This window comes from Mycobacterium sp., from assembly GCF_050701515.1.
Classification (GTDB): domain Bacteria; phylum Actinomycetota; class Actinomycetes; order Mycobacteriales; family Mycobacteriaceae; genus Mycobacterium.
Window position 1 is genome coordinate 1 of sequence record NZ_JBOGDB010000192.1, and the last position, 13,948, is coordinate 13,948.

Consider the following 13,948-nt stretch of genomic DNA (forward strand, 5'->3'; position numbering starts at 1 on the left):
ATGTTCCGGCGGGTTCCTTGACGGATTGGCCGTTCAACGACCCCGGATATCGGCTGTTTCCGATCTTGAATCTTGCGGTTGCCGGTTCCGGTGGCGGCGATCCCGGTCCGGGGACTTATCCCGCGCAGATGCTCGTCGACTGGGTTCGCGTCTGGTAAGGCGGGTCGTTCCGTCGTCGGTTCTCGGCGGCTGTCAATGCTATTTATGCAAAAACAGCAAGTATCCGTTGAAGCGAGGCTGAGCTGGCGGCTGGGTGACTTCTCGCGCCCGAGTCTGTCGTGGGCGAGCGCAAACGTGGTATCGCATGCGACATCACGTTTGAACGGAACCGCATCCCTGACGCCGCGTCGCTGAAAATCAGCCCCTCGCATTGCGGCGCACGCTGCCGGACGACATTCCTGTCACCCCGAACGGTTACCTTGCGGGTCATGGAGTTGGTGTCAACATCCAAGGAAACGCCCACTTAATCGCAGAACTGTTTGCGGTGAAACCCATTCCACCTATTTATTGACAGATCGCAATAGAAAGAGCAAGATGAACCGGGGGGGTCAAGAAGATCGCCAAGTGGGCAAAGTCGCAGGGATGGACAGTCAAAGACGACGCCAAGCGTTACACCCACTTCTATAACCCGGACGGAAACCACACGGCCTACTACCCGGCCACGCCGAGCAACTCGTTCCGGCGGATGAAGGACTTGAAGACCGATCTCAAAGCGGCTGGTCTGCCGATTCCACCGCCGAGCAAGAAAGAGCAGCGCGCGAAGCGCGACAGGACCAAGACGACCAGCAGGAGGAGTCATGACTGATTGGACGGTGACCATTGCCGTGCCCGACGACGAGGTGACGCCTGAGACGATGATCGAGTGGGCCGAGCTGCTGCAGGACTTTGACGCGTCCACCGCGCGACCTCGGCAAGGTCAGGTGACACTGCATCTGTACTTGAACGCGGGCGATCCGTTGAAGGCCACGTGCGTGGCTTATGACGCGGTGGTTGAGCGGCTCGCTCGGACGCCGGTCGGGATTGACACAATCACCGAGGCTGAGTACTACCATCGGGCCGAAGAGCCGACGATGCCTGAGTTGATGTCTGCAGCGGAGATCGCCGACGAGTTGGGGGTGTCGCGCCAGCGTGTGCACAAGTTGCGGTCGATGGCGGCGTTTCCGTTGCCGTTAGCGGAGTTGCGTGGTGGTGCGGTGTGGGATGCGACCGCAGTGCGGAAATTCGCTAAAAACTGGAAGCGAAAGCCTGGCCGGCCGCGCACCCATTCAGGCGTTGTCGATATTGGTCGGTAACTCCATCCGCTATTGCGGCGCCGGCTGGCGGACGTAACCTCGAGGCTGGGTGAAGGCCCGGATTCCGTCGGCGCCGAGCTCGCGGCCGAGGCCCGACTGTCCGACGCCGCCGAAGGGAACCCGCGGGTCCTGGGCCGCCATGCCGTGGCAGTTGACGCTGACCGTGCCCGCGATGAGCTGCCCTGTCACCTTGTCGGCGAGGGCATCGTCACCGGTCCAGACCGACGCCGTGAGGCCGAACTCGGTGTCGTTCGCGGCGGCGACCGCGTCGTCGATCACGTCGTAGCCGAGGATCGGCAGCACCGGGCCGAATTGCTCCTCGCGTGCCAGCGCGGAATCACGAGCCAAGTCGGTGACGACGGTCGGGAGCACGAAGTGTCCGCCGGCGTCGGCGTCGGCCTCGCGGATCTTTCCTGCGGTGCGGACCGTCGCCCCCTGTGCCGCAGCATCTTTGACAAGCGTGTCAACCCGGTCGCGTCCGGCGGCGGTGTGCAGCGGGCCCAGGGTGACCTCGTCGGCCAGGCCGTCGCCGACGACCTCCCGCTCGCAGCGCGCGAGCACCGCCTCGGATAGCTCGTCGACAAGGTCTTGCGGCGCGTAGAGCCGCTTGATCGCCATGCAGACCTGGCCGCCGGTGGTGTACGTCGCCGTCACCAGCCGCTCGACCAGCTGGTCGCTGATCGTGATGTCGGGCGCGATGATCGCCGCGTCGTTTCCGCCGAGTTCGAGCAACAGCGGGGTGAGCCGCGGGGCTGCGGCGGCCATCACGGCGCGGCCGGTCGCGGGGCCACCGGTCAGCGAGATGAGGTCGATGCCCGGGTGGGTGACCAGCGCCTGGGCGAGCTCGACGCCGGGGGCCGAGAGGATGTTCACCACGCCCGGCGGCAGCGCTGCGGCGAAGGACGCGCCGAACTGCAACGCCGCGAGCGGAACCGACGGGGGCAGCTTGACGACGGCGGTGTTTCCGGCCGTCAGCGCAGACGTCAACTTCGTCATCATCACCGCGAGCGGCCAGTTGAACGGGATGACAAGGGCCGCAACGCCGTAGGGCTCCCGGTGCAGCCGTGGATAGGGCGCCTGCGGATCGATCTGCTCGGGTGCGAGCGCCGCCTCCGCCATCGACCCGAGCACCATCGCAACCATCGGTGCGGTGTCGATCTCGAAGCCTGCCTCGGCGAGCACCTTGCCGTGCTCGCTGGTAAACAGCCGCGTGCCGTCGAGCTCTTTCAGCTGCTCGCCAGCCGTCGTCGCCGCCGCCGTGACCTTGGCGACCCGCTCGGCGACGTCGAGCGCGCGCCACCCGAGCGTCGCGTTTCGCGCCGCCGTCACCGCCGCGTCGAGCTGGTCAAGGTCGGCAGCGGGGGCATCGCCGACGATCTCGGCCGGCCGGGCCGGGTTGTGCACGGGATAGCTCCCCGCCGCGCCGGGTTGCGGCTCGCCGCCGATCGTCAGCACTGCCTGCGTCGTCGAAGTGGTCATGACGTGCCTCCTCTTGACCCGGTGCGGTCGCCTGCCCATCGTAAGTCGCTATGAGAGCAATTGTGCTGCGCGAGGTCGGACAGCCGACCGCGGTGGAGGAACTCGCGCTACGGCCGGTCGCGGGCCACGAGGTGGCGGTGCGGCTGGTCGCCAGCGGCGTCTGCCACACCGATCTGTCGGTGCGCGACGGTCTGATGCCGGCGCTGCTGCCGTGCACGCTCGGTCACGAGGGCGCCGGGATCGTCACCGAGGTGGGCGCCGACGTCGCCGCGGTCCGCCCGGGTGACCACGTCGTGCTCACGTGGAATGTGCCGTGCCGATCGTGCGCCGATTGCCTGCGCGGCGATGCGCAGCTGTGCCCGCACGGTCTCGACCATGCCTTTGGGGTGCCGTACGCCGACAGCACCGACGGTTCGGTGTGGCCATCGATGGGTGCCGGGACGCTGGCCGAGCAGACCTTGGTGCCGGCGGCAGCGGTCGTGGCGATCGACGAGTCGCTGCCGCTCGACCTTGCCGCACTGCTGGGGTGCGCCGTCAGCACGGGCGTCGGCGCGGTGATGCGCACCGCGTCGGTGCAGCCGGGCGAGAGCGTGCTCGTGATCGGTTGTGGCGGCGTGGGTTTGGCCGCGATCCAAGGGGCTCGGCTGGCGGGCGCCGACCGGATCATCGCCGCCGATCGGGTCGCCGCGCAGCTTCCGGCCGCGACGGCGAACGGTGCGACGGACACGGTGGACGCGGGTGAGGTCGACGTCGTCACCGCCGTGCGCGACCTCACCGGCGGCGTCGGGGTGGATCACGGGATCGAGGTGGTGGGCAGCCCGGCCACGATCCGCGCGGCCTACGACGCCACCCGCCGCGGTGGCGCGGTGACGGTAGTCGGTGCCGGCGGCATCGAGGAGACGGTGACATTCCCGGCGCTGTCGCTGATGGCCGACGGCAAGACCATGCGCGGCAGCGTGTACGGCGCGACCGACCCGGCGCGCGACATCCCGGTGCTCGCCGAGCACGCCCTAGCCGGTCGGCTCGACCTCGAGGCGCTCGTGACGCGGCGAATCGGTATCGACGACGTGGAGGCGGCGTTCGCCGACATGGCCGCCGGCCGCGGGGCGCGCAGCGTGGTCTGCTTCGAATCCGGCGACACGTAGCCGCGCGGTGCCGCCCGCTTACCGTGATTCCACATATCGGGCCCGCGTCCGGACTACCGTCAGGACATCAAATCAGGGCGTTCTAGGGAGTTGACATGGGACGACGCGACCGCCCACATCGAGACCGAGACATCGATGTCGTCATTCAGCAGCCACCGCGGGCACAGGCGAAGTCACATGTTGCGTGCGGCTGCAACTGCGGCACCTGCAACGGAGGCGGGCACTGCCACAACATGGATAGCGGTTGCAACGTGAGGTGAGTTGCGACTAGCCCGTTTCACACCCGCCATTGCCCACCTATCACAGCGACAACGGCGGCGTGCACTGGGCAGTTGAACGACTTTGTCGCTAGGAGGTCCGAATATGCGGAAGTACTCCAATTGGGTCACCATCCTCGCCGCCATCTTCCTCATGGCCGTGGCGATGGCGGCGCCGGTCAGCGCTCACCACGGTTGGAGCGAATATCAGGACGAGCAATTCGAAGTCACAGGCACGCTCGAGACGCCTGTCAGCCTTGCGGGGCCGCATGCCACCGCGCAGATCAGAGTCTATGACGAGCTGTGGGACGTGGTGCTGGCCCCGTCGACGCGCACTGCCCGCGCCGGCCTGACGGAAGACGCCATTCCCGTTGGCGCAACGGTGACCGCAAGCGGTCACCGGCATCTCGACGAGGAGACACTCGAAGTCAAGGCCGAACGCCTCATGTGGAAGTACACGATGTTCAACGTCTACCCCGAACGCAATTGATGCGTAATCCGGCCACCCCGGTGGCGATGGCGGGCTTCGCGTTCGCCGCAGCCAGTGGTGTCTGCCTCTTGGCCGCCAACGCTCTCGAGTATGAGCACAACCCTGTTCCGCTGGTGAAGTTCTCGCCAATCGGACTGGGGCTCCTCAACGCCGTCGTGCTGCGTTTTACGGCGGCGTGGCGGGCCCACACAACCCGTGAGTTGTCCGGCTCCGAAGTGCGGCGACTGGGGCTCATGGGCGGCGTGTCACTGGTCAGCTGGCTGACGGCGGTGTGTGCGGGGCGGATCATCGGGTGCTGGTGATGCGCTGCCACCGCAAAGCGGCGAATTGGCCACGAGGTATGTGGCGCCCCCGTTTTGGGTATCTGATTGCAGGACGGAGGTGTTGAGTGCAGACCCGGTGGATTGGTGTAGCCCCAGCGCTGGTGGCAGTCGCCGTCACCGCGGGATGCGGTTTGGCGGCACCGGAACCGAGCGAACCGTCCGAGCAATCTGGTCAAATCGAGATCGGCGACATTACGCGAGATACACAGACCGTCTCGTGCACCCAGAACGAATGGTCGTTGACGATCGAGGCGAACGCTGACCCCGGACGCGCCGAGGCTCTGCTGCAACTGGGGGGTGAGAAGCCGATCGTCGAGACGGTCAACATCCAAAACGTCGACGGCCGCAACGCCTTCGTCGGAGGCGATGCCGGCGACGCCGAGGCCTCTTCCCGCGGGGGCACCTACACGATCACCGGCACCGCCGCCGGTTCCGACTCGGCCAACCCGGGCCAGACCAAGGACATGCCCTTCAAGATCGAGGTGCCGTGCTGATCCTTCGAGTCGGGCGCGTGCGCTGACCCCGAGTGACACGATGGTCGTGTGGGCAGTCGCGGTGCACTGACAGCGACCATTGTTGTTGGAACGGCCTTGCTTACCTTCGCTACGGCTTGCTCCCGCGGCGAGGCAGCGCACACAGCAGTAAGCGACAGGGAGCAGACGACGCACGCGCCAGCTGCGGATCCCACCCCAACGCAGGGGCCGGAGGCGGCTCCAACACCTGACTTCACAGCAGTCTCCAAACTGATCAACGATGCGATTGCGGCAAATGAACTACCGGGCGCTGTCGTTGAGATCGGGCACGCTGGCAAGGTCGCCTTCCACCAGGCTTATGGCTCGCGAAAGCATGCGGGCGAGCCGGGGCTAAACGGATCGGCTGCGCTTGCCGAGCCGATGACCGAAGACACCATCTTCGACGTGGCGTCGTTGACGAAGCCCCTCGCAACGGCGACCGCCCTAATGCAGCTATATGAACAAGGCACGGTTCAATTCGACGATCCCGTGCAGAAGTATCTGCCTGACTTCAACACGGCGGGCGACCCACAGCGCGCAAGGGTGACGGTTCGCATGTTGCTTACGCACACTTCGGGCGAACCGGGCGACGTAGAACTCAAAGATCCGTGGGGACTGGACCGAGCCGATAAAACAGAAGGCATTCATCGTGCGCTCACCACGCCGCTGCAGTCGGGTCCCGGTGAGGTCTTCAGCTACTCCGACATCAACTTCATTCTGCTCGGCGCGCTAATCGAAAGAATCACAGGCGAGCCAGAAGACGTTTACGTTCAGCGAGACGTATTCGCACCGCTGGGCATGGAAGACACCCGCTATCTCCCCCCAGCCAAAGCATGCGGTCCGCACGAGATGAGAGGGGCGGCGATCGCCTGGGCTCCCGGGCCAGCGGGGCGAGTGGCTTGTCCTGCAGGTACATGGAGCACCAGTCTCCTGTCACGTATCGCGCCGACAGCACGTGACGAGGAGAGCAGAGCCGACCCGAGCAAGAATCCCAACCTTGATCACCTGCTTCGGGGCACTGTGCAGGACACGACGTCGCGCCGCATGGGCGGAGTGGCCGGGCATGCCGGTGTGTTCTCGACGGCGCGCGATGTCAGCATCTATGCGCAGGCCCTGCTTGATCGGCTTGCGGGTCGCCCGAGCACGTTTCCGCTGAAGCAAGCGACTTTGGAGTTGATGACGACTCCTCAGCAGCCCGGACATACAGCTGAACAACTCGAAGCGGCGAACGATGCCGCCCGAGAAGCCATCGCAAGGACACCAAACACAACAGATCCGCTGCTTGCTCCGAATTATCCGGCCATTAAGGGACTAAACCTGCGCGGCTTTGGCTGGGATATCGATACGGCCGATTCCCAGCCGCGAGGCATGATCTTTCCCATCGGTAGCTTTGGCCACACAGGCTTTACCGGAACTACGCTTTGGATGGACCCAGGCTCAGACACCTACGTAGTTCTGCTCTCGAACTCAATCCATACGCGAGGCAGTCCACCGATCTCGAATCTGCGTGGCGAAGTGGCTACGACGGCAGCCCAGGCCTTGGGCCTTTACACATGAGCAGGGCGGTGGATCTCGACAGCTGCCGCGAGACGCGCTATTGCGCTTCCTTTACGTGCCGCGCCACGGTCGCGTCCATGGTTTCACGCAGGGCAGGTACCTCACCGATCAAGCGGTCTAGATCATCGCGCGCGATATGCAGCACCTCGGCCCTCCCCGTCGTCGTCACAGTCGCATTACGCAGCTTTCCGCGGTGAAGCGCGGATTCGCCGATCACCTCACCCGCCCCCACCACGGCGATGCGGTCCGGGCCGACGTACACACCTGCCTCCCCGCTCAGCAGGATGTAGCAGGCGTCCGACACCGTCTGCTCACGAATCAGCGGCCACGGCCCGGACGTCGAGGTTCGATGTGTTGCTCGGGCGATGCGCGTTAGGTCGTCGTCGGAGAACTTCTCGAATGCGGGGAACTCCCGTAGCCGGCCGGCAACCTCTTCATATTCCTTCTCACGGGCTTTCCTCGCCTCAGTGGTCTCATGCCTGTTCATGGTGGTTCCCCGATTCGCAACGTGACTGGTATCGGGAGCCTAGCGAACGGCCGTGGCTTGCACCTTGGAACGCGCACCGGATTGCGATTCCGCGCCGGACCACGTTGAACGTTTCCCCTTACCACGACGTGAATAATTTATGGAGACCGCCGAAGTTTCCACCCTTGTCGTGACCAGCGCACCGAGCGGAGGACCGAACCTGCTGCACCGAATTGCTCGACTGGCCATCGCCGCGCCACGCGCCGTCATCATCGTCGCGGCGCTGTTGACGGTCGGGCTGGGCATCTTCGGACTCCCCGTCGCCAAGCACCTGTCTGCCAGCGGTTTCCAAGACCCGACCTCCGAGTCGTCCCGGGCCACCGAGATGTTGACCGACAAGTTCCGTCAGGGCGACGTGCAGCTGCTCATCGTGGTCTCCTCCCCCGACGGCGTCGACAGCCAGCGGGCCAAAGCGGCAGGCGTCGACATCGTCGACCAGCTGCAGCGCTCCCCCCATGTCGCGGACGTGAGCTCGCCTTGGACCGCTCCGCCACCGGCGGCCGCCGACCTGATCAGCAAGGACCGCACCGCCGGCCTGATCGTCGCGGGCATCGTCGGCGATGAGGCCGACCAGCAGAAGTACGCCAAGGAACTGTCCGACCAGGTGGCGCAGGACCGCGACGGTGTCACCGTCCAATCGGGCGGCGCCGCGATGGTCAACATCCAGATCACCAACCAGTCGCAGCACGACCTGCTGCTGATGGAGTCGTTCGCCATCCCGCTGAGCTTCCTCGTGCTGGTCTGGGTGTTCGGGGGCCTGCTGGCCGCTGCCCTTCCGGTCGCGGCCGGCCTCATGGCGATTCTGGGCGGCCTCGCGGTCCTGCGCCTCATCTCCTTCGCCACCGACGTGTCGATCTTCGCGCTCAACCTCACCGCCGCCATGGGTCTGGCGCTGGCCATCGACTACACCCTGCTGATGATCAGCCGGTTCCGCGAAGAGCTGGCCGACGGCGCGGGCCGCGACGAGGCCCTCACCCGAATGATGATCACCGCGGGCCGCACCGTGGTGTTCTCCGCCACGACGGTCGCGCTGTCGATGGCGGTGTTGGTGCTGTTCCCCATGCACTTCCTCAAGTCGTTCGCCTACGCCGGCGTCGCCACCGTCGCCTTCGCCGCCGCCGCGGCAATCGTGGTGACACCCGCCGCCCTTGTTCTGCTCGGCGACCGCCTGGATTCGCTCGACGTCCGCCGGCTCGCCCGCCGCGTGTCCCCCGCAAGCGGGTGGGCCCACCGCTTGCGGGGGGAGTGCCCCCACGGCGGCCCGGACCCGCAACCCAAGCCCGTCGAGCGTCAATTCTGGTACCGCTCCGCGAGGTGCGTTATGCACAGGGCGATTCCGCTCGGACTCGCCGGCGTCGCGCTGCTGCTTCTGCTCGGCGCGCCCTTCCTCGGTGTGCGGTGGGGATTCCCCGACGACCGGGTGCTGCCGAGTTCCGCTTCCGCGCACCAAGTCGGCGACCAATTGCGGCGCGACTTCGCCGCCAACACCGACACCGCAGTGACCGTCGTGCTTCCCGACGCCGCCGGCGTGAGCGCCGGCGACATCGACAGGTACGCCGCCGATCTGTCTGCGGTGCCCGATGTCTCGGCGGTGTCCGCCCCGACCGGCACGTTCGTTGCCGGCCGCCCCGTCGGACCACCGTCTGCTCCCGCCGGCCAGGCCGCCGGCAGCGCCTTCCTCACCGTCGACAGCACCGCTCCGTTGTTCTCCGAGCGGTCGGAAGCCCAACTCGACCGCCTGCACGCGGTGCCCGGTCCCGCCGGCCGCCAGGTCGACATGACCGGCACCGCCCAGATCAACCGCGACAGCGTCGACGCCATCACGACACGGCTTCCGTTGGTCCTCGGGCTGATCGCCGTCATCATGTTCGTGCTGCTTTTCCTGCTGACCGGGAGCGTCGTCGTACCGCTGCAAGGGTTGGTGCTCAGCATCCTGTCGCTGACCGCCGCGTTCGGTGCGATGGTGTGGATCTTCCAGGACGGCCACCTCGGGGCGCTCGGCACCACATCGACCGGGACGTTGGTCGCCAACATTCCGGTGCTGCTGTTCTGCATCGCGTTCGGCTTGTCGATGGACTACGAGGTGTTCCTGGTCTCCCGGATCCGGGAGTTCTGGCTGGCGTCGGGCAGGACGCGGGCCGACATCGACCAGAGCGTGGCCCTCGGCATCGCCCGCACCGGACGGATCATCACCGCCGCCGCGCTCATCATGTCGATCTCCTTCGCCGCGCTGATCTTCGCCGACGTGTCGGTCCTGCGGCTATTCGGCGTGGGCCTGACGCTGGCCGTCCTCGTCGACGCGACGCTGGTGCGGATGGTCCTGGTACCCGCGTTTATGCACGTCATGGGCCAATCGAACTGGTGGGCACCCGGCTGGATGGCCGCGCTGCACCGCCGCCTCGGGCTCAACGACGGCCACACCCCGGCGCCGCAGCCCACGACCGAACCGAGCGGCGTGACCGTTGAACCGACCGGCCGTGGCCCTCGTGTCTAGAACGTGAGCCCTTCCAGCGTCATCGCCGGTGTCCACGGAGCGTTACCGGCCCACCGCTACACCCAGGACGAGATCACCGAGACGCTCGTCGCGGCTCCGCCGTTCGCCGGACACGAAGAGGTCATGCGCGCCCTGCACGCGAGTTCGAAGGTCAAGAACCGGTACTGCATCGTGCCGTTTGAGGAGCTCCTGACGCTCGGCGACTTCGGGAAAGCCAACGACCTTTTCATCGAACACGCCGTCGAGTTGGGGTGCGAGGCGTTAACGGGTGCGCTTGACGAGGCGGGGCTGCGCCCAAGCGACGTCGACCTGATCGTCACGACCACGGTGACCGGTGTGGCGGTGCCGTCGTTGGACGCCCGCATCGCCGGGCGGCTGGGTCTGCGGCCCGACGTGCGACGCGTGCCGATCTTCGGCCTGGGCTGCGTGGCCGGCGCGGCGGGCGTGGCGCGGCTGCACGATTATCTGCGCGGCGCCCCCGACGACGTCGCCGCGCTGGTGTCTGTCGAGCTGTGTTCGCTGACCTATTCGGCGGCCCAGCCGACGATGGCCACGCTGGTGGGAAGCGCGCTGTTCGGTGACGGCGCAGCCGCCGTCGTCTCGGTCGGCGAGCGTCGCGCCGAGCGGATCGGGGCGAGCGGGCCGGCGGTGCTGGGGTCACGCAGCCGGCAATACCCCGACTCGCTGGACACGATGGGTTGGCACGTTGACGCTGCGGGCTTCCATCTGGTGCTCTCTCCCGATCTGCCGGACCTCATCGAGCAGTATCTCGCCGACGACGTCACCGGCTTCCTGGCCGACCACGACCTGACGATCGACGACATCGGTTCGTGGGTGTCGCACCCGGGCGGCCCGAAGGTCCTCGAAGCGATGAATGCCGCCCTGAGCCTCGACGACGATGCGCTGGAGTTGTCATGGCGCTCGCTGAGCGAGATCGGCAACCTGTCGTCGGCGTCGGTGCTGCACGTGTTGCGCGACGCGCGCGACAAGCCCCCACCGAGCGGCACCCCGGGGCTGCTGATGGCGATGGGCCCGGGATTCTGCGCGGAGCTGGTTCTGCTGCGCTGGGACTGAATCCGGTTCCATGGTCTGGTATTGGTTGTTGATCGCCGCGGTTGCGGTCGAACGCGTCGCGGAACTCGTTGTCTCCCAACGCAACCTGGCCTGGAGCCGGGCCCGCGGCGGCGCCGAGTTCGGCGCGCAACACTACCCGGCGTTGGTGGTTTTGCATGTCGGCCTGCTGGCGGGTTGCCTGGTGGAGAGTCTGTACCGCCCCTTCCTGCCCGCGCTGGGCTGGCCGATGCTGGCGGTGGTGCTGGCCGCCCAGGGGCTGCGTTGGTGGTGCATCGCCACCCTGGGCCACCAGTGGAACACCCGCGTCGTCGTCATCCCCGGCGCGGCGCGGGTGACCCGCGGGCCGTACCGGATCATGTCGCACCCGAATTACGTGGCGGTCGTCGTCGAAGGGGTGGCGCTGCCGCTCGTGCACAGCGCGTGGATCACCGCGCTGGTGTTCACCGTGCTCAACGCGTTGGTACTCCGGACGCGCATCAAGGTCGAGAACGCTGCGCTGGCGAGGCTGCGGTGATCGACCTGCTGGTGGCGGGCGGCGGGCCGGCCGGTCTGGCCACCGCGATCCACGCCGCGCGGGCCGGACTCGAGGTCGTCGTGGTGGAACGGCGGCACGGACCCGTCGACAAGGCCTGCGGCGAGGGGCTGATGCCCCATGCGCTGCGGCAGCTGAAAGTCCTCGGCGCCGACCCGCCGGGCATGCCGTTCCACGGCATCACCTACCTCGACGGTCAGCGCCGGGTTACCGGCCGAGTCCGCTCCGGGCCCGGGCGCGGTGTGCGCCGAACATGTTTGCATGCAAGCCTTTTGGACGCGGCGACGGCGGCCGGGGTGCGGATCGAGCATGGCGAGGTTGGCCCGCTGAGCCAGGACGCGACGGCGGTGCGCTGCGGCGACTTTCGCGCCCGCTACCTGGCCGCCGCCGACGGGCTGCACTCGCCGATCCGCGCCGCGCTCGGTTTGGCCCGTTCCTCGGCGGGCCCGCGCAGGTGGGGCATCCGGCGTCATCATGTGATGACGCCGTGGACCGACTGCGTGGAGGTGTACTGGTCCGGTGACGCCGAGGCGTACGTCACCCCGGTGGCCGAGGACTGCGTCGGCGTCGCGATCCTCACCACGCACCGGGGCGGATTCAGCGAGCATCTCGAGGCGTTCCCCGCGCTGAAGGCTCGGGTCGACGGCCACGGGCACGGCCCCGATCGCGCCGCCGGCCCGCTGCGGCAGCGAGTGCGCAGCCGGACAGCGGGGCGGGTGCTGTTGGTCGGTGACGCGGCGGGATACGTCGACGCGCTGACGGGCGAAGGCCTCGGGATCGCGTTCAGCGCGGCCGAACTGCTGGTGAACTGCGTCGCCGCCGGTCGCGTTGGCGACTATGACCGGCAGTGGCGCCGGATGTCGCGCCGCTACCGAGTACTCACCGCGGGGGTGCTGCAGGCCAGCGCGTCATCGCTGCGCTCGCGGATTGTGCCTGCCGCCAACGTCTTTCCCGGTGTCTTCACCAGCGCCGTCAACATGCTCGCCGAATAGCGCTCAGACGAGTGGCCGCGATCGACAGCTAAGCAGTTCGTCGAGTTCCGTCTCGAAGCGATCGGCCAGATCCCACAGGTCGTCCACCAGCCGTCGGCACGAAATGATGCCCACATTGAGCTTGCCGCTGAGCGACATCACCGTGATGTTCAGTCCCGAACCGTGAAAGATCGGGCCGAGCGGATACAGCGCTTTGATTTCGGCGCCCAGGCCGTACAGCTTGTGTTGCGGTCCGGCCACATTCGAGATGATCACGTTGTGGACCGGCGTGTGACTGAGCGGCGTGTGGGCCAGCACGCCCAATATTGCGCCGAATACCGCCCGAACGGCGATTTGGGTCACGTCGAGCACCAGCGTCGGATTGATCGCTCGACTGTGTTCCTTTGCACGTGAATTCGCTTCGGCGATGGCCTGCAGCCGTTCGCCCGGATCCTCGATGTGGGTTTGGAGGTTGCAGAACATCCCCGACACGTGATTGCGGCCCGGCCGGTCTGATCTGCCGTGCACCGACATCGGCACCACCGCCACCAGCGGTTTGTCCGGCAGTTCGCCCCGATCACGCAGGAACTCGCGGAGCGCACCGGCGCACAGCGCCAACACGACGTCGTTGACCTTGACATCGAACCGGTTCTTCACCCGTAAGACGTCCTCGAAGTCCATCTGCGCCAGCGCAATGGTGCGTTCGGCGGTGACTTCCGCATTGAACTGCGTCGCGGGAGCGGCAAACGGTGCGGCCATCGCCCCTCCGCTGCGCGCACGGCTCACGGTGTCGACGATCGTCGAGACGGCCGCGGGCACCACTTTGGCCAACTGCAAGGGCCGGGTCAGGAACCTCACCAGTCCCCCCGCGGCAATTTCGAACTCCGTGGCGTCGCCGGGCCCGTCCACCGGGTCGGGAGGCGGAGAGTCGGGCTCCGGGCTGCACAGCTTGGAGATCAGGTTCGCGGCCGTGACGCCGTCCACCGCGGAGTGGTGCACCTTGATCATCATCGCGAGCGCGCCGTCCTCGTGCGCATCCGTGTCGGCGGCCTCCTCAACCACCCACATCTCCCACAGCGGCTTACTTCGGTCCAGCGAAACCGACGCCATCGTCGAGCCCGCTTAGCCGTTCCATCAACTCCGCGTACCCCGACTGACACGAACGTCAAACGCGCCCATCAGATTCGACTGGCTCTGCAAACGTCGAGAGGCCGCAGTTGCGGTGACGCCGCTCGCGGCGATATCACATGCGCTATCACGTTCTACAACCGAACACGGTCGCCATCGTGTGACAGG

At 66.8% G+C, this 13,948-nt stretch carries 14 protein-coding genes and 1 pseudogene; 12 read left to right on the forward strand and 3 right to left on the reverse strand.

Going from position 1 to position 13,948, the window contains the following annotated elements; genetic code table 11:
* The 3 genes and pseudogenes from ACRDU5_RS15860 to ACRDU5_RS15870 form a co-directional block, all read left to right on the forward strand.
* Nucleotides 1-158, forward strand: a pseudogene (locus tag ACRDU5_RS15860) (1,3-beta-glucanase); the annotation flags it as partial.
* 398 nt (nucleotides 159-556) lie between these two features.
* Nucleotides 557-805: a hypothetical protein gene (locus ACRDU5_RS15865; RefSeq protein WP_526615592.1), complete on the forward strand. Its 249-nt coding sequence runs from the start codon at nucleotides 557-559 to the stop codon at nucleotides 803-805.
* 7 nt (nucleotides 806-812) lie between these two features.
* Entirely contained in the window at nucleotides 813-1,292 is a 480-nt protein-coding gene (locus ACRDU5_RS15870; protein ID WP_526615577.1) for a hypothetical protein, read from the forward strand.
* 9 nt (nucleotides 1,293-1,301) lie between these two features.
* Here ACRDU5_RS15870 and ACRDU5_RS15875 read toward each other — a convergent pair whose 3' ends face one another.
* On the reverse strand, nucleotides 1,302-2,771 hold the full coding sequence (locus ACRDU5_RS15875; RefSeq protein ID WP_526615579.1) for an aldehyde dehydrogenase family protein: 1,470 nt from the start codon (nucleotides 2,769-2,771) through the stop codon (nucleotides 1,302-1,304).
* Between the two features lie 50 nt (nucleotides 2,772-2,821).
* On the opposite strand from ACRDU5_RS15875, the gene ACRDU5_RS15880 reads away from it, so the two are divergent.
* The 5 genes from ACRDU5_RS15880 (at nucleotide 2,822) to ACRDU5_RS15900 (ending at nucleotide 7,055) form a co-directional block, all read left to right on the forward strand.
* Nucleotides 2,822-3,916, forward strand: a complete 1,095-nt coding sequence (locus ACRDU5_RS15880) for a Zn-dependent alcohol dehydrogenase (RefSeq protein WP_526615580.1) — start codon at nucleotides 2,822-2,824, stop codon at nucleotides 3,914-3,916.
* Between the two features lie 363 nt (nucleotides 3,917-4,279).
* Complete coding sequence (locus tag ACRDU5_RS15885) at nucleotides 4,280-4,663, forward strand: DUF6152 family protein (protein WP_526615582.1); 384 nt, start codon at nucleotides 4,280-4,282, stop codon at nucleotides 4,661-4,663.
* Nucleotides 4,663-4,965 (forward strand): hypothetical protein, encoded by a 303-nt coding sequence (locus ACRDU5_RS15890; RefSeq protein WP_526615583.1) that lies wholly within the window; start codon nucleotides 4,663-4,665, stop codon nucleotides 4,963-4,965. The genes ACRDU5_RS15885 and ACRDU5_RS15890 overlap by 1 nt, the downstream gene beginning before the upstream one ends.
* A 122-nt stretch (nucleotides 4,966-5,087) precedes the next feature.
* A complete protein-coding gene (locus ACRDU5_RS15895; RefSeq protein WP_526615584.1) occupies nucleotides 5,088-5,480 on the forward strand; it encodes a lipoprotein LpqH in 393 nt (130 codons plus the stop codon).
* Between the two features lie 48 nt (nucleotides 5,481-5,528).
* Nucleotides 5,529-7,055 (forward strand): serine hydrolase domain-containing protein, encoded by a 1,527-nt coding sequence (locus ACRDU5_RS15900; protein WP_526615585.1) that lies wholly within the window; start codon nucleotides 5,529-5,531, stop codon nucleotides 7,053-7,055.
* 37 nt (nucleotides 7,056-7,092) lie between these two features.
* Here the strand turns inward: ACRDU5_RS15900 and ACRDU5_RS15905 are convergent, their stop codons facing one another.
* Nucleotides 7,093-7,542, reverse strand: coding sequence for a cyclic nucleotide-binding domain-containing protein (locus ACRDU5_RS15905; protein ID WP_526615586.1), 450 nt, complete (start codon nucleotides 7,540-7,542; stop codon nucleotides 7,093-7,095).
* 199 nt (nucleotides 7,543-7,741) lie between these two features.
* Here ACRDU5_RS15905 and ACRDU5_RS15910 point away from each other — a divergent pair, with 199 nt between their 5' ends.
* The 4 genes from ACRDU5_RS15910 to ACRDU5_RS15925 are packed head-to-tail and all read left to right on the forward strand — an operon-like array spanning nucleotide 7,742 to nucleotide 12,673.
* A complete protein-coding gene (locus ACRDU5_RS15910) occupies nucleotides 7,742-10,075 on the forward strand; it encodes an MMPL family transporter (protein ID WP_526615594.1) in 2,334 nt (777 codons plus the stop codon).
* A gap of 3 nt (nucleotides 10,076-10,078) precedes the next feature.
* Nucleotides 10,079-11,149, forward strand: a complete 1,071-nt coding sequence (locus tag ACRDU5_RS15915) for a type III polyketide synthase (protein WP_526615587.1) — start codon at nucleotides 10,079-10,081, stop codon at nucleotides 11,147-11,149.
* A gap of 10 nt (nucleotides 11,150-11,159) precedes the next feature.
* Nucleotides 11,160-11,663, forward strand: a complete 504-nt coding sequence (locus tag ACRDU5_RS15920) for an isoprenylcysteine carboxyl methyltransferase family protein (RefSeq protein ID WP_526615588.1) — start codon at nucleotides 11,160-11,162, stop codon at nucleotides 11,661-11,663.
* The gene (locus ACRDU5_RS15925) at nucleotides 11,660-12,673 is read left to right on the forward strand and encodes an NAD(P)/FAD-dependent oxidoreductase (RefSeq protein WP_526615589.1); all 1,014 of its coding nucleotides are present in this window, start codon (nucleotides 11,660-11,662) and stop codon (nucleotides 12,671-12,673) included. The genes ACRDU5_RS15920 and ACRDU5_RS15925 overlap by 4 nt, the downstream gene beginning before the upstream one ends.
* Nucleotides 12,674-12,676: 3 nt before the next feature.
* Here ACRDU5_RS15925 and ACRDU5_RS15930 read toward each other — a convergent pair whose 3' ends face one another.
* Nucleotides 12,677-13,762: a wax ester/triacylglycerol synthase family O-acyltransferase gene (locus ACRDU5_RS15930; protein ID WP_526615591.1), complete on the reverse strand. Its 1,086-nt coding sequence runs from the start codon at nucleotides 13,760-13,762 to the stop codon at nucleotides 12,677-12,679.
* Between the last annotated feature and the right edge of the window lie 186 nt (nucleotides 13,763-13,948).

Bases quoted from the DNA above. Each gene is read 5' to 3' on its own strand.
- ACRDU5_RS15890 (WP_526615583.1), top strand. From the start codon at position 4,663: ATGCGTAATCCGGCCACCCCGGTGGCGATGGCGGGCTTCGCGTTCGCC.
- ACRDU5_RS15875 (WP_526615579.1), bottom strand. From the start codon at position 2,771: ATGACCACTTCGACGACGCAGGCAGTGCTGACGATCGGCGGCGAGCCG.
- ACRDU5_RS15885 (WP_526615582.1), top strand. From the start codon at position 4,280: ATGCGGAAGTACTCCAATTGGGTCACCATCCTCGCCGCCATCTTCCTC.
- ACRDU5_RS15905 (WP_526615586.1), bottom strand. From the start codon at position 7,542: ATGAACAGGCATGAGACCACTGAGGCGAGGAAAGCCCGTGAGAAGGAA.
- ACRDU5_RS15920 (WP_526615588.1), top strand. From the start codon at position 11,160: ATGGTCTGGTATTGGTTGTTGATCGCCGCGGTTGCGGTCGAACGCGTC.
- ACRDU5_RS15880 (WP_526615580.1), top strand. From the start codon at position 2,822: ATGAGAGCAATTGTGCTGCGCGAGGTCGGACAGCCGACCGCGGTGGAG.
- ACRDU5_RS15930 (WP_526615591.1), bottom strand. From the start codon at position 13,762: ATGGCGTCGGTTTCGCTGGACCGAAGTAAGCCGCTGTGGGAGATGTGG.